Raw genomic sequence first — 19075 nt, 5'->3', positions numbered from 1 at the left:
GCTCTTCGGGGGCTGGGGCGACGTGCGGCGGCTAGGCGACCACGGCCGCCGGCTCGGTCTCGGTCTCGGCATCCGCGCCGCGCCCCGCCAGCCGCTCGCGCCAGGCGGCCAGGACCGCCGGGTCGGTCGCGGGTGTGGCCAGGGAGACGATCACGTACGCGACCAGCGAGGACAGCAGCCCGTAGTAGACGGGCTCGTTCGCAAGGATGCCGTAGGTCGCCATCAGTCCGACGACCGCGAGCCCGCCGACGACGACGGAGGCGAGCGCGCCGTGCACGGTCCCGCGCTTCCACAGCAGTCCGCCGAGGATCGGGACGAGCAGACCGCCGACGAGCAGGTTGTACGCGACGGTCAGCGCCTCGACGACGTTGTTGAGGGCGATGGCGGTACAGATCACGGCGATACCCATGACGAGGATGAAGACCCGGTTCCCCTTGACCTCGTCGTGGTCGTCCCCCCGGGGCCGTACGGCCCCGCGCAGCTTGGCCCAGATGTCGTTGTTGGCGACGGTGGCGCAGGCGATGAGGGCGCCGGAGGACGTGGACATCACGGCGGCGAGGGCGGCGGCGAGCACGAGGCCCCGTACGCCGACCGGAAGCTCGTCCTTGACGATGGTCGCGAAGGCGGTGTCGGCGCTGGGCAGTGTCGGGTAGAGCACCTTGGCCGCCGTGCCGATGACGGCGCCGGCGACGGCGTACACCAGGCAGTAGGTGCCGGCGACGGTGCCGCCCCACTTGGCGGTCGTGTCGCTGCGGGCGGTGAACACGCGCTGCCAGATGTCCTGGCCGATGAGCATGCCGAAGGTGTAGATCAGCACGTAGGTGAAGATCGTCTCGCCGCCGATGCCCAGCGGGTCGAAGTACTCCGTGGGCAGCTTGGCCTTCATCTCGCTGAACCCACCGGCCTTGATCACCGCGATGGGGAGCAGGAGCAGCAGCACGCCGACCGTCTTCACGACGAACTGCACCATGTCGGTGAGGGTGATCGACCACATGCCGCCGAGCGTGGAGTACGCGACGACGATCGAGCCGCCGATGATGATCGCGAGCGTCCGGTTCATGTCGAAGAGGACGTCGAAGATGGTGGCGTACGCGATGGTCGAGGTGACCGCGAGCATCAGGGTGTACGCCCACATGACGACACCGGAGATGACACCGGCCCGGCCGCCGTAGCGGAGGTCGAGCATCTCGGAGACGGTGTAGACCTTCAGGCGGGCGATCCGGGCGGAGAAGAACACCGAGAGGGCGAGGAGTCCGAGGCCGATGGTGAACACCATCCAGGCGCCGGAGAGCCCGTACTTGTATCCGAGCCCGACGCCGCCGATGGTGGACGCGCCGCCGAGGACGATCGCGGCCATGGTCCCGGAGTACATCGCGGGGCCCAGGCGCCGTCCGGCCACCAGGAACTCACTCTTCGACTTGGCGCGGCGCATGCCCCACCAGCCCATGGCCAGCATGCCGGCCAGATAGATGACGATCACTGTGTAGTCGACGGCCATAGGGGGCCCTCCTTCGCGCACTCATCGGTGGCGTGTCGTGCAGATGGACGTGGGGACGCGGGCCGGGCGAGCGATACCCGGCCGGGAGTCCGGCAGCTGATCGCGGGGACATACGCCCGTACCCGCGGCTGCCGACGGCACTGACCTTAGGTGGCCGGAAGATGACTCTGAAGTGTACGTTTCATCCATTGCAGCCGATCCGGATGGAGGGAACGTCCACCATGCCGGACACATCTGCCACATCCACCACATCCACCACGCCGGTCCCGCCTGTCCCACCCACCCCACCGGTCCCGCTGTCCGCCCTCCTGGCCCGGGAGGACCTCGGCCTGCGCCACATCGCGGGCCCCGTCGGCCCGGACACGGTGATCCACTGGGCGCACACGTCGGAGATGGCGGACCCGTACCCGTATCTGCTGGGCGGTGAGCTGCTGCTGACCGCCGGGGTGCACATCCCGGAGGCGGCGGGCTCGGGCACCTACTTCGACGACTACGTCTCCCGGATCGTGGCGGCGGGCGGCGCGGCGCTCGGCTTCGGCCTGGCGCCGGTGCACGACACGGTCCCGCGCGCGCTGGTCGCGGCCTGCGACTCCTACGGCCTGCCCCTGCTGGAGGTCCCGCCCCAGACCACCTTCTCGGGCGTGGCCCGCGCGGTGTGGCAGCTGATGGCGCAGGCCCGGCTGGCGGAGCTGCGGCGGGTCACGGAGGCCCAGCAGAGTCTGGCGGCGGCCGCCGCGCGCCCGGACCCGGTGGCGGCGGTGCTGCGGCAGCTGGCCCAGCGGGTGCGCGGCTGGGCGGTGCTGTACGGACCGGAGGGTGCGGAGCTGGCCCGCGCGGGAAGAACACCGCAGGACGGCCCCGTGGCCGCACTCGGCGCCCTGGCCGCCGTCGTACGCCCCGGGCCGCACCGGCCCGCGGTCCCCCAGGACCCCACTCCACCCCCCGCCCCGACTCCCGCCTCCACTCCCACCCCCTCCTCCGCCACCGACACCGTGGGCGGCACCCACCTGGCCGCGTACGCCCTCGGCGGCGGGCGGGGCTTCGTCCTCGGGGTCGCGGCACCGCACCGGGACCCCGGTGACCACACCATCGCCTCCGTCGCGGCCGTCCTCCTCTCCCTCCTCACCGGGGAACAGCAGAGCGGGAGCGGCTCGGCGCGCTCGGCGGCGCTCGTACGGCTCCTGCTGGGCGCCGCGCCCGAGGAGGTGGCCCCGCTGCTCGGCGGGGACCGGTGGACCGTCGTGCACGCCCGCCCCGCGGCGGACGGCCCGGCGCCGGACGCCGTCGCCGCGTCCGCGCTGGGGACGGCACTGGGCTCCGCGCTCATCGACACCGGTGGGAGTGTCGTACGCGTCCTCATCCCCGGCGACCGCGAGCCGACCGCGCAGAAGGGCTGGATCTGCGGGGTCAGCGCGGCGGTCGGCCCGCACGAGTGGGCGTCCGCCGACGGGCAGGCGGCCCGCGCCCTGGCCCGCGCCCGAGCGACCCGCACGCCCCTCGTCCGTCACGGCGAGCGCCCCGCCCTGGCGGACCTCGTGCCGCCGGCCGACGCCGCGGCCCACGCGCGCACCCTCCTCGCCCCCATCGCCGCCACCCCCGCCCTCACCGAGACCCTGCGCACCTGGCTCTCCCTGCACGGCAGTTGGGACCGCACGGCCGTCGCCCTCTCCGTCCACCGCAACACCGTCCGCCAACGCATCGCACGGTGTGCGGCGTTGCTGGAGGCGGACCTCGACGACGCGGACGTACGGATGGAGTTGTGGTTCGCACTGAGGGACACCTGAGAACCCGGGAAGGAACCGGGAACGAACCTGGGAAACACACCCCTCGACGCCCGCCTCACGCCGAGTGACCCACATCCCACGGTGCAGGACAACCACCCTCCCAGCGGAGCACCCCGGCACAATGGGGGGCATGCCGATATCCGGGACCCCCAGCCGCGCCGAGCTCGTCGACCACCTCGTGAAGACCCGTATCGCGGGCGACGTCGCCACGCCCCGCGAGAACAACCTTTCCCACTACCGCAAGCTCGCCAACGGCGACCGCAACTTCTGGCTCGGCCTGGAACTCGGAGACCGCTGGACCGACGAGCAGGACGTGCTCGCCGTGATGGCGGAGCGGTGCGGTGTGAACGACGACCCGGAGTACCGCTACGGCCAGGACACCATCGACCCCGAGCTGACCGTCGACGCCCTGGACCGGATGGCGGCGCGGCTGCGCAAGGCGGCGGACGGTGAGCAGCGGGTGCTGTTCGCGACCGGCCACCCCGGCGGCCTGCTCGACGTGCACCGTGCCACCGCCGCCGCGCTGCGCGGCGCCGGCTGCGAGATCGTCGTCATTCCGGACGGGCTGCAGACGGACGAGGGGTACGTCATGCAGTTCGCGGACGTGGCGGTGCTGGAGCACGGGGCCACGCTGTGGCACACCCACTCGGGCGAGCCGATGCGCGCGATCCTCAAGGGCCTGGAGGGCGCGGGCCGGCCCCTGCCCGACCTGGTCGTCGCGGACCACGGCTGGGCCGGCTGCGCGGGCCAGCTCGGCATCGACTCCGTCGGCTACGCCGACTGCAACGACCCGGCCCTCTTCCTCGCCGAGTCCGAGGGTACGGTCCAGGTGACGGTCCCCCTGGACGACCACGTCACCAGCCCGCGGTTCTACGACCCGCTGACGGCGTATCTGCTGGCTGCGGCGACCCTGTAGAAACGGGGCGCGGGGAACTGGGCGACCAGCCCCCACCGGCCCGCAGCCGAACGATTCGGGTGGGCGGCGATCCGGGGCTCAGCCCCGGCCCGGGAGCGCAATCCCCGTCACGGCCAAGGGTTCAGGCCCTCCTGGCGGCGTTGGGGGTAGCCCGGTGTCGGGTCGAGGTAGACCCGGCTCACCACGGGGAACGCCTCTCGTAGTCGGGCCTCCGCCTGTTCGCAGGCCCATTCGATCTGGGCGGCGGTCGAGACGTCCCTGAAGTCGACCTTGGCCGCGACGAGCGCCTCGCGCGGCCCCTGCACGAGGGTCGTGAGCTCCGGTACGGCCTCGACGTGCTCCACGACGAGCAGTTCGGCCCGGATCCGCTCGCGCACCGGCTTGGGGAGGGGGCGGCCGATCAGCAGTTCGGCGTTGGAGCGGCCGAGGACCCGGGCGACGTACAGCAGGAGGAGACCGATGCAGACAGACGCGATGCCGTCCCAGACGCCGGAGCCGGTGAGCTGTCCGCCGAGCAGGCCGCCCGCCGCGAGGACGAGGCCGATCAGGGCGGCCGAGTCCTCCAGGACCACGGCCTTCACGGCGGTGTCCGGGGTGTACCGGAGGTAGCGTTTGAAGGGCGCCCCCACACGGTCCGCCTCCCCCGCGCGCCTGTTGGACACCCGTGGTCGGCGAAGACGCCGCCGAGAAAGTCACGGCGGCGAACATCGCCGAGCATCGCCCAGATTTGGCGCCCTCCCCGTTCCAACGAGAAGGAGATTCTGGTCCGCGCCGACTGGCGGCGCCACCGCGGGTTCCTGCTTCATCGGCGTCAGCCAGCCCCCGAGAGGTCTGGCGGTAGGTCCGGCATTCGTCGCCGGACAGGACGACCGTAGCCTGCCGCCATGTCCGTCAGGCATGCTTCCGCCGCATTCACTCGGAAGCGGCGCAACGGGAACAAGCGCTCCGCATCGCTTCCTTTCTCCACGGTCCGCCCGCGCAGCTCACCTCGGCACCCGGACCACGCCTTCCTGGATCACCGAGATGGCGAGCCGTCCGTCCTGGGTGTAGATGCGGGCCTGGCCGAGGCCGCGGCCTCCGGAGGCGGACGGCGACTCCTGGTCGTACAGCAGCCATTCGTCGGCGCGGAAGGGGCGGTGGAACCACATCGCGTGGTCCAGCGAGGCCCCGACGACGTCCCCGGTCACCCAGCCGCCCCGCCCGTGCGCGAGCAGGATCGAGTCGAGGAGCGTCATGTCGGAGACGTAGGTGGCGAGGACGACGTGCAGGAGGGGATCGTCGGCCAGCTTGCCGTTGGTGCGGAACCACACCTGCGAGTGCGGTTCGCGGATCTCGCCGACCGTGCCGTACGGAGGCGCGTCGACGTAGCGCAGATCGACGGACTCGCGCGCTTCGAGGAGTCGTTCGACGACGAACGGGTCCTTGATGACATCGGCGTACAGCGGCAGCAGTTCGGCGGCCGTGGGCAGCGTCTCCGGGTCGGGCGCGGGCGGCATCGGGGCCTGGTGCTCCATGCCCTCCTCGTACGTCTGGAAGGACGCGGAGAGGTGGAAGATCGGCTGCCCGTGCTGGATGGCGACGACGCGGCGGGTGGTGAAGGAGCGCCCGTCGCGGATGCGGTCCACCGTGTACACGATGGGCGCGCCGGGATCCCCCGGACGCAGGAAGTACGCGTGCAGGGAGTGCGCGTGCCGGTCCTCGGGGACCGTGCGCCCGGCGGCCACCAGTGCCTGCGCCGCCACCTGCCCGCCGAAGACGCGCGGGACGACGGCGGAGCGGGACTGGCCGCGGAAGATGTCCTGCTCGATCCGCTCCAGGTCGAGCAGATCGAGCAGGGACTCAAGTGCCTGACTCATGCGTCAGTTGTATCGTGCGGTTGTTTCCTGTGATCTTTCGCGGGCCTTAGAGGCCCATGTCCTTCGCGATGATCGACTTCATGATCTCGCTGGTGCCGCCGTAGATACGGTTGACGCGGTTGTCCGCGTACAGGCGGGCGATCGGGTACTCGTTCATGAAGCCGTAGCCGCCGTGCAGCTGGAGGCAGCGGTCGATCACGCGGTGCGCGACCTCGGTGCAGAACAGCTTGGCGGACGCGGCCTCGGCCGGGGTCAGCTCACCCGCGTCCAGGGCCTCCAGGGCGCGGTCGACGACGGCCTCGGCGGCGTCCACCTCGGCCTGGCAGGCGGCCAGCTCGAACTTGGTGTTCTGGAAGTGCGCGACCGGCTTGCCGAAGACGGTGCGCTCCTGCACGTACTCCTTGGCGAACCGGACGGCGGCCTTGGCCTGCGCGTACGCGCCGAAGGCGATGCCCCAGCGCTCGGAGGCGAGGTTGTGGCCGAGGTAGTAGAAGCCCTTGTTCTCCTCGCCGAGGAGGTCCTCGGCCGGGACCTTCACGTCGACGAACGCCAGCTCGGCGGTGTCGGAGGTCTTCAGGCCCAGCTTGTCGAGCTTGCGGCCGATGGAGTAGCCCTCGGACTTGGTGTCGACGGCGAAGAGGGAGATGCCGTGACGGCGGTCCTCGGCCGTGGGCGCGGAGGTGCGGGCGCAGACGATCACGCGGTCGGCGTGCACGCCACCGGTGATGAAGGTCTTGGAGCCGTTGAGGACGTAGTGCGTGCCGTCCTCGGAGAGCTTGGCGGTGGTCTTCATGCCCGCGAGGTCGGAGCCGGTGCCCGGCTCGGTCATCGCGAGGGCCCACATCTCCTCGGCGGAGACGAACTTCGGCAGGAACCGCTTCTTCTGCTCGTCGGTGGCGAGCATCTTGATGTACGGCAGGCCGAGCAGCACGTGCACACCGGAGCCGCCGAACTGCACACCCGCGCGCGCGGTCTCCTCGTACATCACCGCCTCGAACTTGTACGAGTCGATGCCGGCGCCGCCGAACTCCTCGTCCACGCGGATGCCGAAGACGCCGAGCTCGGCGAGCTTGTAGTAGAAGTCGCGCGGCGCCTGGCCCGCGGCGAACCACTCGTCGTAGACGGGAACGACCTCGGCCTCTATGAAGGCCCGCAGGGTCTCCCGGAACGCCTCGTGGTCCTCGTTGAACACCGTACGGCGCACCGCCGGCCCCTCTCTGCGCCTGAACCGGCGCCGCTCTCGCGGATGTGGTTGCTCGCCGTCGGGGTTGCTCAATGGATGGCTGCGGTCCCTTGGCTAAGCGCTTGCTCAGATGTCAGGTTACCCGTCGGTCACGACGACCGTCCAGAGTCATCGGCCGGCCTCCCCCATGACGCTCGTCACGCTCGGCCAGCCGGGCGAGAGCGCGCCGGGGGAGTTCCGCGGCGGTCAGCCGGAACGGGGTCCAGCGGTCCTCGGAGTCCGGCTTCATCGACGCCGAGAACCGGAAGCGCCCCCTGCCGCTGGGCTCGGCGACCATCTCGCCGAACGTGCCGCTCGGTATCAGCCAGGCGGTCATGATCGTTCCCCGCTCGACATCCACCGCGACGAACAGCAGGTCCAGGTCGGCCCGCGGCTGGAAGGTCTGAGCACGCACGAAGGCCATCAGCCTGCCCTGGCGAACCTGCGCCCCGGTGGACATCCGGGCCTTCACCTGCACCGCCAGCGTCGCCGAGCTCCCGCGCCGGTGGAAGACGAGGTCCACCCCCTCGTCGTCCACCAGCGAGGTGGAGACGTTCAGCTCACCGCCCGTGGCGAGGATCGCCGAGGCCGCTACCAGGTACTCGGCGGCCTTGCCCATCCGTGCGGCTGCCGGACTCTTCTCCAGGTAGTCCTCGTCGTCACTCATGACGTGAACCTACCGAGCGCGGGCGGCACGCGACCGAAGAAAGCCGCGATCACGGATCAACGCGCCCATGGCCCCCACCACTTGGGCGGCACCGGGTCGGCCGGCGCCGAGGTCGGCTGATCGGGATGGAGACCTAGCCTGCGCAGGGTGTCGGCGCGCACGCGGACGACGACCGTGCCGTGCCAGTGACCGTCCGACCGGACCCCGCACATGAGGTCGATCCGTACATCCCGTACGGCGAAGGGGTCCCAGTCGATGCCCCGGTCACGCAGTCAAACCGCCATCAGCCGCCCCGGCCGCGGGCAGCCGGGGACGTTCTCGAAGCGGAAGAGGGTCACCCAGTCGGAAGCCTGTTCGCTCATGGCCATGTGTCCGTTCATGAGCGCCATCATGGCGCAGGGGACAGAGCCGCCGCTGGCAAAAAAATCCGCATGCACAAAAGCCCGCACGCATAGAGCCCGTCCCGCACGCATGGAGCCCGTATGCATGGAGCCCGTATGCACAAAGGCCCGTGTCGAGGACCCGTGTCAAAGAACGGTGTCCCCGGCCGCCGCCGCGAAGGCGCCCCGCGCCATCCGGTGCAGCAGGGCCGCCGTCACGCCGCGCCCCGGCAGCGCCCCGGGCCGCCCGAGGTGGGGGGTCGAGTTCAGGAGGCCGAAGACCGAGTGCACCGCCGAGCGGGCGGTGGGTTCGGTGAGGGCCGGATACACCTCGCGCACGACCTCCACCCACAGCTCGACGTACTGCCGCTGCAACTGCCGTACGAGCTTGCGGTCGCTGTCCCGCAGGCGGTCCAGCTCTCGGTCGTGCAGGGTGATCAGGGGACGGTCGTCCAGCGCGAAGTCGATGTGACCCTCGACGAGCGAGTCGAGGACCGCCTCCGCACCCCCGTCGGCCTCCGCCACCCGGCGCCTGCCGCCGGTGAGCAGCTGCCCGCTGATCCCCACCAGCAGCTCGGCGAGCATCGCGTCCTTGCCCGCGAAGTGCCGGTACAGACCGGGGCCGCTGATGCCGACCGCCGCTCCTATCTCGTCCACCCCGACGCCGTGGAAGCCGCGCTCGGCGAAGAGGCGGGCAGCCTCCCGGAGGATCTGCTCGCGTCGGGTGGGGGCGTCGGTTCTCGTGGCCATGGAAGCAATTCTAGACAGGGAGGTTAGCGGTCGTTAACCTGGAGGACATGCGTTAACGCTCATTAACTGGTGGACCACTGGTGAGGGGACCGCGGGACATGCACGAAGCACCGGAGCTGACGAGCGCGGCAGATCCCGCGTCGGAGGCCTGGCGGGCCAACGAGGCGGCCCATCGCGCCCTCGGCGAGGAGCTGCGCGCCAAGCTCGCCGAGGCGCGCCTCGGGGGCGGTGAGCGGGCCCGGGAGCGCCACACCGCGCGCGGGAAGCTGCTCCCGCGCGAGCGCGTGGACACGCTCCTCGACCCGGGCTCGCCCTTCCTGGAGCTGGCCCCGCTGGCCGCCCACGGGATGTACGACGGGCAGGCACCGGCCGCGGGGGTGATCGCCGGGATCGGCAGGGTCAGCGGCCGCGAGTGCGTGATCGTCGCCAATGACGCCACCGTCAAGGGCGGCACGTACTACCCGATGACCGTGAAGAAGCACCTGCGGGCACAGGAGGTGGCGCTCGAGAACCGCCTCCCCTGTGTCTATCTCGTCGACTCCGGAGGCGCCTTCCTGCCCATGCAGGACGAGGTCTTCCCGGACCGCGAGCACTTCGGGCGGATCTTCTACAACCAGGCGCGGATGTCGGGGGCGGGGATCCCGCAGATCGCCGCCGTCCTCGGCTCGTGCACGGCCGGTGGCGCGTATGTCCCGGCGATGAGCGACGAGGCCGTGATCGTGCGCAATCAGGGCACGATCTTCCTCGGCGGGCCCCCGTTGGTGAAGGCCGCCACCGGCGAGGTCGTCACCGCCGAGGAGCTGGGCGGCGGCGAGGTACACGCGCGTGTGTCGGGCGTCACCGACCACCTCGCGGAGGACGACGCGCACGCGCTGCGGATCGTACGGAACATCGCGGCCACGCTCCCCGCGCGCGGGCCCCTCCCCTGGGCGGTCGAGCAGTCCGTCGAGCCCAAGGTGGATCCGTACGGGCTCTACGGCGCGGTGCCCGTCGACTCCCGCACCCCCTACGACGTACGCGAGGTCATCGCGCGCGTGGTGGACGGTTCACGCTTCGCCGAGTTCAAGGCGGAGTTCGGGCAGACGCTCGTCACGGGCTTCGCGCGCATCCACGGACACCCGGTCGGGATCGTCGCCAACAACGGCATCCTGTTCTCCGAGTCCGCCCAGAAGGGCGCCCACTTCATCGAGCTGTGCGACCAGCGCGGCATCCCCCTGGTGTTCCTGCAGAACATCTCGGGCTTCATGGTGGGGCGTCAGTACGAGGCCGGTGGCATCGCCAAGCACGGCGCCAAGATGGTCACGGCCGTCGCCTGCACCCGCGTGCCCAAGCTGACCGTGGTGATCGGCGGTTCGTACGGCGCGGGCAACTACTCGATGTGCGGCCGGGCGTACTCGCCGCGCTTCCTGTGGATGTGGCCCGGCGCCAAGATCTCCGTGATGGGCGGCGAGCAGGCCGCGTCCGTCCTCGCGACCGTCAAGCGCGACCAGCTGGAGGCACGCGGGGACTCCTGGCCCGCCGAGGACGAGGACGCCTTCAAGGCCCCGATCCGCGCCCAGTACGAGCGGCAGGGCAGCGCCTACTACGCGACGGCCCGCCTCTGGGACGACGGCGTGATCGACCCGCTGGAGACCCGGCAGGTGCTGGGGCTCGCACTGACCGCCTGCGCCAACGCGCCACTGGGTGACCCCCAGTTCGGCGTCTTCCGGATGTGATGAGGGTGCCCGAGATGTTCGACACAGTCCTTGTGGCCAACCGGGGCGAGATCGCCGTACGCGTCATCCGCACCCTGCGCGCGCTCGGCGTGCGCTCGGTCGCCGTCTTCTCCGACGCGGACGCCGACGCCCGGCATGTGCGCGAGGCGGACACAGCGGTACGGATCGGTCCGGCGCCGGCCGCAGAGAGCTATCTGTCGGTGGAGCGGCTCCTCGAAGCCGCCGCTCGCACCGGGGCCCAGGCGGTGCACCCCGGGTACGGCTTCCTCGCCGAGAACGCCTCGTTCGCGCGCGCGTGCACCGAGGCCGGGCTCGTCTTCATCGGCCCGCCCGCGGACGCGATCGCGCTGATGGGCGACAAGATCCGCGCCAAGGAGACGGTGAAGGCGGCCGGGGTCCCGGTCGTTCCCGGCTCGTCCGGCAGCGGCCTCACGGACGCCCAGCTGGCCGAGGCCGCACGGGAGATCGGCATGCCCGTGCTGCTCAAGCCGTCGGCGGGCGGCGGCGGCAAGGGCATGCGGCTGGTGCGGGACGCGTCGGCGCTGGGCGAGGAGATCGCCGCGGCCCGCCGCGAGGCCCGCGCCTCCTTCGGCGACGACACCCTCCTCGTCGAGCGCTGGGTCGACCGGCCCCGGCACATCGAGATCCAGGTCCTGGCCGACGGCCACGGCAACGTCGTCCACCTGGGCGAGCGCGAGTGCTCCCTCCAGCGCCGCCACCAGAAGATCATCGAAGAGGCGCCGAGCGTGCTCCTCGACGCCGGCACCCGCGCCGCGATGGGCGAGGCGGCCGTCCAGGCGGCCCGCTCCTGCGGGTACGAGGGCGCGGGCACGGTCGAGTTCATCGTCCCCGGCTCCGACCCGTCGTCGTACTACTTCATGGAGATGAACACCCGCCTCCAGGTGGAGCACCCGGTCACCGAACTGGTCACGGGGCTCGACCTGGTCGAGTGGCAGCTGCGGGTCGCCGCGGGCGAGCGACTGCCGTACGGGCAGGAGGACATCACCCTCACCGGGCACGCGGTGGAGGCACGCATCTGCGCCGAGGACCCCGCACGCGGCTTCCTGCCGTCCGGCGGCACGGTGCTCGCCCTGCACGAACCCCAGGGCGACGGCGTGCGTACCGACTCGGGGCTGAGCGAGGGCACGGAGGTCGGTTCGCTCTACGACCCGATGCTGTCCAAGGTGATCGCGTACGGGCCGGACCGCGCGACCGCGCTGCGCAAGCTGCGCGCCGCCCTCGCGGAGACGGTCACGCTCGGCGTGCAGACCAACGCCGGGTTCCTGCGACGGCTGCTGGCGCATCCGGCGGTGGTGGCGGGGGACCTGGACACGGGGTTGGTGGAGCGGGAGGCGGACGGACTCGCCGCGCGGCCGGTCCCGGCGGAGGTGTACGCGGCAGCGGCGCTGCTGCGCCACGCGGACCTCGGCCCCCGGGCTTCCGGGGCCCCGGTGGCCTTCGGGGCCTTTGAAGCCACCGGCTGGGTCGATCCGTTCTCCGTGCCGGACGGCTGGCGCCTGGGCGGCGAGCCTGCCTGGACGGCACACCACGTGCGGCTGCCGGGGCACGATCCCGTGACCGTCCGCGTCCGCCGCGCGGCGGACGGCGGCGTCGAGCTGCTGCTCGACGGCGAGGAGCGGCCCCTCCGGGGAAGCCTCCCCGTGCCCGCCGGCGGGCCCACCGCATCCCGGTTCACCTTCCGGCTCGACGGTGTCGCCCACACCTTCGCCGCCCTGCCGGACGGCACCTGGCTCGGCCGCGAGGGTGACGCCTGGCACGTGCGCGACCACGACTCCGTGGCCGCCTCCCTCACCGGCGCGGCGCACGCGGGGGTGGACTCGCTCACCGCGCCCATGCCCGGCACGGTGACCGTCGTGAAGGTGGCCGTGGGCGACGAAGTGACCGCGGGACAGAGCCTGTTGGTGGTCGAGGCGATGAAGATGGAGCACGTCATCTCCGCCCCGCACGCCGGGACCGTCAGCGAGCTGGACGTCACGCCGGGCACCACGGTCGCCATGGACCAGGTGCTGGCCGTGATCACGCCGTACGAGGAGACGACACCGTACGAGGAGACGACATGAGCACCCCCGAACTCGGCCTCCCCATGGTCGTACCGGCCCCGGACCTGCCCGCGCGGGTGCGGATCTACGAGGTCGGCGCGCGCGACGGGCTGCAGAACGAGAAGGCGACCGTGCCGACGGAGGTGAAGGCCGAGTTCGTCCGGCGGCTCGCGGACTCGGGCCTGACCACCATCGAGGCCACCAGCTTCGTCCACCCCAAGTGGGTGCCCCAGCTGGCGGACGCGGAGCAGCTGTTCCCGCTCGTGAGCGACCTGGGCAGGTCCTCGGGGGTGCACCTCCCGGTCCTCGTGCCCAACGAACGGGGTCTGGACCGGGCGCTGGCTCTCGGCGCCCGCCATGTCGCCGTGTTCGCCAGCGCGACAGAATCCTTTGCGAAAGCGAATCTCAACCGGACCGTCGACGAGTCTCTCGCCATGTTCGAGCCGGTGGTGTCCCGGGCCAAGGCGGACAAGGTGCACGTCCGTAGCTATATCTCGATGTGTTTCGGCGACCCGTGGGAGGGGTCCGTACCCATCCATCAGGTCGTACGCGTCTGCAAGGCCTTGATGGACATGGGCTGCGACGAACTGAGCCTCGGCGACACGATCGGCGTGGCGACACCGGGTCATGTGCAGACCCTCCTCGCCGAGCTGAACGAGGAGGGCGTGCCGACCAGCGCGCTCGGTGTGCACTTCCACGACACCTACGGCCAGGCGCTCGCCAACACCCTGGCCGCTCTCCAGCACGGCGTCACCACCGTCGACGCCTCCGCGGGCGGTCTCGGCGGCTGCCCCTACGCCAAGTCCGCCACCGGCAACCTCGCCACCGAAGACCTCGTATGGATGCTCCAGGGCCTCGGCATCGACACCGGTGTCGACCTGGCCCGCCTCACCGCCACCAGCGTGTGGATGGCCGAGCGACTGGGCCGACCCAGCCCGTCCCGCACGGTCAAAGCCCTCTCCCACAAGGAATGATCCCCATGTCCCTGGACCACCGCCTCTCCCCCGAACTCGAAGAACTCCGCCGTACGGTCGAGGAGTTCGCCCACGACGTCGTGGCCCCGAAGATCGGCGACTTCTACGAGCGGCACGAGTTCCCGTACGAGATCGTGCGGGAGATGGGCCGCATGGGCCTGTTCGGACTGCCCTTCCCCGAGGAGTACGGCGGCATGGGCGGCGACTATCTCGCCCTCGGGATCGCCCTGGAGGAGCTCGCCCGGGTGGACTCCTCCGTCGCCATCACCCTGGAGGCGGGCGTCTCGCTCGGCGCGATGCCGATCCACCTCTTCGGCACGGAGGCCCAGAAGCGGGAGTGGCTTCCCCGTCTCTGCTCCGGCGAGATCCTGGGCGCGTTCGGCCTGACCGAGCCGGACGGCGGCTCGGACGCGGGCGCGACCCGCACGACGGCCCGCCTTGACGAGTCGACGAACGAGTGGGTGATCAACGGCAGCAAGTGCTTCATCACCAACTCCGGCACGGACATCACGGGCCTGGTCACGGTCACCGCCGTCACCGGCCGGGGGCCCGACGGCAAACCGCTCATCTCCGCGATCATCGTCCCGTCCGGCACCCCCGGCTTCACGGTCGCCGCCCCGTACTCGAAGGTCGGCTGGAACGCCTCCGACACCCGTGAGCTGTCCTTCGCCGACGTCCGCGTCCCGGCCGCGAACCTGCTCGGCGAGGAGGGCCGCGGCTACGCCCAGTTCCTGCGCATCCTGGACGAGGGCCGTATCGCCATCGCGGCCCTGGCGACCGGCCTCGCGCAGGGCTGCGTCGACGAGTCGGTGAAGTACGCCAAGGAGCGGCACGCGTTCGGACGCCCGATCGGCGCGAACCAGGCCATCCAGTTCAAGATCGCCGACATGGAGATGAAGGCCCACATGGCCCGCGTCGGCTGGCGCGACGCCGCGTCCCGCCTCGTCGCGGGCGAGCCCTTCAAGAAGGAGGCGGCCGTCGCCAAGCTCTACTCCTCCACCATCGCCGTCGACAACGCCCGGGACGCCACCCAGATCCACGGCGGCTACGGCTTCATGAACGAGTACCCGGTGGCCCGCATGTGGCGCGACTCCAAGATCCTGGAGATCGGCGAGGGCACGAGCGAGGTGCAGCGGATGCTGATCGCGCGGGAGTTGGGGCTGGTGGGCTGACCCGGCCGGAGTCCCCACCGGGCTGGAGCGACTCGCGAAAGCCGTGCCTCTCCGGCATAGGACAGAGGCAAAGTCACTCGATCGGCTGAAGCCCGCACCGCCCAGCCACGGAAACGGATCGAGGCCACTACGGTCCGTCACATGGTCAGCTCAGCACACGAGGTGATGCACAGGATCTTCAGGGAGGACCCGGGACTGTTCGCCCGGGCCCTCCCGAAGGCGGGCATCGACTTACCCCAGCCCACGGCAGTCGAGCCACTGGACACCGATCTCACCGAGATCAAGCCCATGGACCGCCGCGTGGACACCCTGCAACGGATCCGCACGGCGGACGACGGAAGCTACCTGCTCGCCGTCGAGGCCCAGGGCAGACGGGACCCCGACAAGCTCAACAGCTGGACGTACTACCTGGCACACCTCTACGCGAAATACCAACTGCCCCCGGTCCTGCTCGTCGTGTGCCAGGACAAGGCCACGGCGTCCTGGGCCGCTGAACCCATCCGCATCGGCCCACCCCACCACACCAGCATCGCGGTCTTCCCGCTGGTCCTGGGCCCCGACAACCTCCCCGCGATCACCGACCCGGAGGAAGCGGCACAGGACATCCCCCTGTCCGTCTTCTCCGCGCTCACCCACGCCAAGGACCCCGCTCTTCCTGTGATACTGGACGCACTGGCGACGGCGCTCGCCAAGGCAAGCGGCGAGACCGCGAAGGGCTGGGCGGAGTACACCGAGATCGGTCTGGGAGACTCCCGGACCCGCACACTCTGGAGGAACCTGATGGCCACGTGGACCAGCCGCTTCCCCGGCAGCGGCACCCTCATCGAGGAGACCCACATCAAAGGGCGGGCCGAGGGCCGAGCCGAGGACATCCTCCGCATCCTCGAAGTCCGCGGCATCGACCTCCCCGAAGCCACCAGGGAGCGCATCAGCGACTGCACCGACCTGAACACCCTCAGCACCTGGTTCGACCGGGCCATCACGGCCACCAGCAGCGAGGAGCTGTTCACGGAGGCCTGACCGGCGGTGACCTCAGCCGGTCGCCAACTACCTGACGACTCCCTGGAGGAACGACTTCCAGGGAGCGCCGGACACGAACCCCGGCAGACCGTCGGCGACGCCGACCGCCTCCTACCCGGCGACCCCTCCGCCGAACGGCAGCCATGCCGCCGACACCACGATCACCGGGCCCTCGGCCGATGAACGTCGTTTCTGACGGTGGTCGACCTGCCTGCCGGGAGGCTCGGGCCTCCTGCTGGAACCGCGCCATGACACACAGGTTCACTGCTCGCGCAGTGGCGGCAGAGGTCGACCCAGATAACGACGTGATGCAAGTTGGCGTCGCCGCGGACAATGACGGCGAGGGCTTCTTCCTGCTGTTCATGAGCAACATCGGCGAACCAACCCGTCAGAACGTGTCACTCGGACTCGACAGCCATTGCCTCGTGACCCCACACCACGGAACGGCCTATGGCTGCGTCCGGGAGATCGCTCTGTCGGACAGGCTGCTCACGGTGTCGCTGAACCCCGCCTCGCTCGACAATCTGGAACTGGAAGACCCCGAGATCGAGGCAGAACTCGACTTGCCGGCCGAGGACATCGAGCGGATGCGGAAGGTGCTCGCCCAAGTCCTGGCGTTCGGGCGGACAGACGCCCGCCCTCAGCGCGTGGACCTATAGGGGCGCGTCCCTGGGGGACTTGCGTGGGACACAGATGGCGGGGACGCTGCGGCGTGCGCATCTGAAATGATCAGTTAAGCCAGTCAACGTTCATTACGCACATCGGCTCCCTTTACGCCCCGATGTATTCAGGTTTGACCCCGTGGGCGCGCAGCACTTGCCTCATTGAGTGCGCGTCATGTCTGAAAACGTCGCGTGTCACACGGGAGTTGAGGCCCGACGGCCAAGCCGTCGCTCAGGCGTTCACACAGGCGGCCCGCAGATTCCGGCGGACGGCAGCCACCCTCTGGACAAGCAGTGAGGTTAGGCTAACCTATCTTCGAACTTGTCCGGCGGGCGCTACAGCCCCGTGCCGAAAGCAGCCACACACATGTCCAACGCCCGTGCCACCCACCTCACCCGACGCGGCATCCTCGCCGCCGGCGGCGCCCTCGGTCTCGGTGCCGTCCTCGCCGCCTGCGGCGACGACGACGGCAAAAGCGGTGGCTCGGAGTCGACGAAGGCCGCCGCCGCCAAGTCCGGCCCCTGGACCTTCAAGGACGACCGCGGCACGACGGTGAAGCTGGACAAGATCCCGGCGAACATCGTCGCCTTCACCGGTGTCGCCGCCGCCCTCCACGACTACGGCATCGAGGTCAAGGGCGTCTTCGGCCCGACCACGACCAAGGACGGCAAGGCCGACGTCCAGGCCGGCGACATGGACGTCAGCAAGCTGACCGTCCTCGGCAACGAGTGGGGCCAGTTCAACATCGAGAAGTACGCGGCCCTCGCGCCCGACGTGCTGCTCTCCACCATGTTCGACTCCGCGGGCACCCTCTGGTACGTCCCCGAGGAGTCCAAGGCGAAGATCCTCAAGCTCGCCCCGAGCGTCGGCATCTCCGTCTACGACCGCCAGATGCCCGTGTCGTTGCAGCGCATGCTCGCGCTCGCCGTGTCGCTGGGCGCCGACGAGAAGTCCGCCAAGATCGCCGAGGCGAAGAAGAAGTTCGAGACGGCCGCCGAGAGGCTGCGCGCCGCCGCCAAGGCCCGCCCCGAGATCAAGGTGCTCGCCGGTTCCGCGAGCCAGGACATCTTCTACGTCTCCGGCTCGAACCTCTCCATCGACCTGGAGTACTTCAAGGCACTCGGCGTGAACATCGTCGAGCCCTCCGCCAAGGCCCTGAAGGCCAGCGGCGGCTGGTTCGAGAACCTGAGCTGGGAGAACGTCGACAAGTACCCGGCGGACATCATCATCATGGACGACCGCAGCGCGACCATCCAGCCGGCCGACATCACCGAGGCCACCTGGAAGAAGCTGCCCGCGGTCAAGGCCGGCCAGGTCATCGCCCGCTCCCCCGAGCCGATCGTGTCGTACGACAAGTGCACCCCGCTCCTCGACAACCTCGCCGAGGCGATCGAGAAGGCCAAGAAGGTCGCCTGACACCCCTGACGTGACCATCTGACGTGACCACCTGACGATGACTCAGGAGCACTTATGACGACGGCCGTAGCCGCCCCGTTCCGTTTCTTCTCCCTCCAGGTCGTACGGACGAGGCGGCTCGGCCCGTCGCTGGTCCGGATCACCTTCGCCGGCGACGACCTGCCGGCCTTCGCCTCCCACGGCCGGGACCAGAGCCTCTCCCTCTTCCTGCCGCACCCCGGCCAGACCGAGCCCGCCGTCCCCTACGAACTGGGCGACGGCTGGTGGCAGGGCTGGCGCGAACTCCCCGACGACGAACGGGCGGTGATGCGCTCGTACACGCTGCGGGCGCTGCGCCGGGACGCCCGGGGCCATACGAGCGAGATCGACATCGACTTCGTCCTGCACGGCGTGGAGCCGGACGCCGAGGTCCCCGCGGGGCCGGCGTCCCGGTGGGCCTCCCGCGCGTCGGCCGGTGACCGCGTCGTACTGCTCGGCCCGGCGGTCGAGGACAACCGGGCGATCCGCTTCCGCCCGCCCGCCGACACCGACCTGGTCGTCCTGTGGGCGGACGAGACCGCGCTGCCCGCCGCCTCCGCGATCCTCGAGTCCCTGCCCGCCGGCACCCGCGTCCGCGCCTGGCTGGAGGTCCAGCACGCCGAGGACGTCCAGGACCTGCTGGTCACCGCCGAGGCGGAGATCACCTGGCTCGTTCGCGACGGCGGGGCCCCCATGGCCGTCGACGCGGTACGCACCGCCCGGCTTCCGGCCGCCGGGAGTCCGTACGCCTGGATCGCGGGCGAGTCCGGGTGCGTGAAGGAGATGCGCCGTCATCTCGTGCGCGAGCGCGGCATCGACCGCAGGCGGGTCACCTTCGTCGGCTACTGGCGGCGCGGGCTGACCGAGGAGCAACTGCGCGAGCAGGAGTGACCGTTCACGAAAAGTCACAGGTGGGGCGGGGTCGCAGATCGACTTAGGTTAGGCTAACCTAAGTCGAACGCCA

At 70.6% G+C, this 19075-nt stretch carries 15 protein-coding genes and 1 pseudogene; 10 read left to right on the top strand and 6 right to left on the bottom strand.

All coding sequences use genetic code 11. From position 1 onward, the window contains the following. Nucleotides 1-31: 31 nt before the first annotated feature. On the bottom strand, nucleotides 32-1498 hold the full coding sequence (locus ACZ69M_RS00445) for a sodium:solute symporter family protein (RefSeq protein ID WP_470045755.1): 1467 nt from the start codon (nucleotides 1496-1498) through the stop codon (nucleotides 32-34). 203 nt (nucleotides 1499-1701) lie between these two features. On the opposite strand from ACZ69M_RS00445, the gene ACZ69M_RS00440 reads away from it, so the two are divergent. Continuing rightward, nucleotides 1702-3282: a PucR family transcriptional regulator ligand-binding domain-containing protein gene (locus ACZ69M_RS00440; RefSeq protein WP_470046320.1), complete on the top strand. Its 1581-nt coding sequence runs from the start codon at nucleotides 1702-1704 to the stop codon at nucleotides 3280-3282. A 130-nt stretch (nucleotides 3283-3412) separates the two neighbouring features. After that, entirely contained in the window at nucleotides 3413-4198 is a 786-nt protein-coding gene (locus ACZ69M_RS00435; protein WP_470045754.1) for a phosphatase, read from the top strand. Between the two features lie 107 nt (nucleotides 4199-4305). Here ACZ69M_RS00435 and ACZ69M_RS00430 read toward each other — a convergent pair. The 5 genes and pseudogenes from ACZ69M_RS00430 to ACZ69M_RS00410 all read right to left on the bottom strand — a co-directional run. Next, nucleotides 4306-4864: pseudogene (locus tag ACZ69M_RS00430) on the bottom strand (cation diffusion facilitator family transporter); the annotation flags it as partial. A gap of 317 nt (nucleotides 4865-5181) precedes the next feature. Further along, on the bottom strand, nucleotides 5182-6054 hold the full coding sequence (gene tesB / locus ACZ69M_RS00425; protein ID WP_352046951.1) for an acyl-CoA thioesterase II: 873 nt from the start codon (nucleotides 6052-6054) through the stop codon (nucleotides 5182-5184). Nucleotides 6055-6100: 46 nt separating this feature from the next. After that, nucleotides 6101-7258: an acyl-CoA dehydrogenase family protein gene (locus tag ACZ69M_RS00420; protein WP_470045753.1), complete on the bottom strand. Its 1158-nt coding sequence runs from the start codon at nucleotides 7256-7258 to the stop codon at nucleotides 6101-6103. 112 nt (nucleotides 7259-7370) lie between these two features. Then, nucleotides 7371-7943 carry a hypothetical protein gene (locus ACZ69M_RS00415; RefSeq protein ID WP_470045752.1) on the bottom strand — a complete coding sequence of 191 codons (573 nt, stop codon included), beginning with the start codon at nucleotides 7941-7943 and terminating at the stop codon, nucleotides 7371-7373. Between the two features lie 527 nt (nucleotides 7944-8470). Beyond that, nucleotides 8471-9073, bottom strand: a complete 603-nt coding sequence (locus ACZ69M_RS00410) for an SACE_7040 family transcriptional regulator (RefSeq protein WP_470045751.1) — start codon at nucleotides 9071-9073, stop codon at nucleotides 8471-8473. A 98-nt stretch (nucleotides 9074-9171) separates the two neighbouring features. On the opposite strand from ACZ69M_RS00410, the gene ACZ69M_RS00405 reads away from it, so the two are divergent. From ACZ69M_RS00405 to ACZ69M_RS00370, 8 genes are all read left to right on the top strand, one after another. After that, on the top strand, nucleotides 9172-10788 hold the full coding sequence (locus ACZ69M_RS00405) for a carboxyl transferase domain-containing protein (RefSeq protein ID WP_075029220.1): 1617 nt from the start codon (nucleotides 9172-9174) through the stop codon (nucleotides 10786-10788). 14 nt (nucleotides 10789-10802) lie between these two features. Continuing rightward, nucleotides 10803-12869 carry an acetyl/propionyl/methylcrotonyl-CoA carboxylase subunit alpha gene (locus tag ACZ69M_RS00400; protein ID WP_470045750.1) on the top strand — a complete coding sequence of 689 codons (2067 nt, stop codon included), beginning with the start codon at nucleotides 10803-10805 and terminating at the stop codon, nucleotides 12867-12869. After that, nucleotides 12866-13822: a hydroxymethylglutaryl-CoA lyase gene (locus ACZ69M_RS00395; protein WP_470045749.1), complete on the top strand. Its 957-nt coding sequence runs from the start codon at nucleotides 12866-12868 to the stop codon at nucleotides 13820-13822. The genes ACZ69M_RS00400 and ACZ69M_RS00395 overlap by 4 nt, the downstream gene beginning before the upstream one ends. A gap of 11 nt (nucleotides 13823-13833) precedes the next feature. Beyond that, nucleotides 13834-14994, top strand: a complete 1161-nt coding sequence (locus ACZ69M_RS00390) for an acyl-CoA dehydrogenase family protein (protein WP_470046318.1) — start codon at nucleotides 13834-13836, stop codon at nucleotides 14992-14994. A 141-nt stretch (nucleotides 14995-15135) separates the two neighbouring features. After that, complete coding sequence (locus ACZ69M_RS00385) at nucleotides 15136-16014, top strand: RpnC/YadD family protein (RefSeq protein WP_470045748.1); 879 nt, start codon at nucleotides 15136-15138, stop codon at nucleotides 16012-16014. A 275-nt stretch (nucleotides 16015-16289) separates the two neighbouring features. Next, nucleotides 16290-16673, top strand: coding sequence for an Imm10 family immunity protein (locus ACZ69M_RS00380; RefSeq protein ID WP_470045747.1), 384 nt, complete (start codon nucleotides 16290-16292; stop codon nucleotides 16671-16673). 370 nt (nucleotides 16674-17043) lie between these two features. Then, the gene (locus ACZ69M_RS00375; protein WP_470045746.1) at nucleotides 17044-18093 is read left to right on the top strand and encodes an ABC transporter substrate-binding protein; all 1050 of its coding nucleotides are present in this window, start codon (nucleotides 17044-17046) and stop codon (nucleotides 18091-18093) included. A 54-nt stretch (nucleotides 18094-18147) separates the two neighbouring features. Then, complete coding sequence (locus ACZ69M_RS00370; RefSeq protein WP_470045745.1) at nucleotides 18148-19002, top strand: siderophore-interacting protein; 855 nt, start codon at nucleotides 18148-18150, stop codon at nucleotides 19000-19002. Nucleotides 19003-19075 lie beyond the last annotated feature (73 nt).

It is taken from the genome of Streptomyces sp. NPDC107454 (genome assembly GCF_055582885.1).
The sequence above is the reverse complement of the archived record's forward strand: the minus strand, read 5'-3'. Positions and strand labels throughout refer to the sequence as shown.

Coding starts and splice junctions, on each gene's coding strand:
- ACZ69M_RS00415 (WP_470045752.1), bottom strand. CDS start 7,943: ATGAGTGACGACGAGGACTACCTGGAGAAGAGTCCGGCAGCCGCACGG.
- ACZ69M_RS00435 (WP_470045754.1), top strand. CDS start 3,413: ATGCCGATATCCGGGACCCCCAGCCGCGCCGAGCTCGTCGACCACCTC.
- ACZ69M_RS00445 (WP_470045755.1), bottom strand. CDS start 1,498: ATGGCCGTCGACTACACAGTGATCGTCATCTATCTGGCCGGCATGCTG.
- tesB (WP_352046951.1), bottom strand. CDS start 6,054: ATGAGTCAGGCACTTGAGTCCCTGCTCGATCTGCTCGACCTGGAGCGG.
- ACZ69M_RS00395 (WP_470045749.1), top strand. CDS start 12,866: ATGAGCACCCCCGAACTCGGCCTCCCCATGGTCGTACCGGCCCCGGAC.
- ACZ69M_RS00385 (WP_470045748.1), top strand. CDS start 15,136: ATGGTCAGCTCAGCACACGAGGTGATGCACAGGATCTTCAGGGAGGAC.
- ACZ69M_RS00370 (WP_470045745.1), top strand. CDS start 18,148: ATGACGACGGCCGTAGCCGCCCCGTTCCGTTTCTTCTCCCTCCAGGTC.
- ACZ69M_RS00410 (WP_470045751.1), bottom strand. CDS start 9,073: ATGGCCACGAGAACCGACGCCCCCACCCGACGCGAGCAGATCCTCCGG.
- ACZ69M_RS00405 (WP_075029220.1), top strand. CDS start 9,172: ATGCACGAAGCACCGGAGCTGACGAGCGCGGCAGATCCCGCGTCGGAG.
- ACZ69M_RS00400 (WP_470045750.1), top strand. CDS start 10,803: ATGTTCGACACAGTCCTTGTGGCCAACCGGGGCGAGATCGCCGTACGC.
- ACZ69M_RS00375 (WP_470045746.1), top strand. CDS start 17,044: ATGTCCAACGCCCGTGCCACCCACCTCACCCGACGCGGCATCCTCGCC.
- ACZ69M_RS00440 (WP_470046320.1), top strand. CDS start 1,702: ATGGAGGGAACGTCCACCATGCCGGACACATCTGCCACATCCACCACA.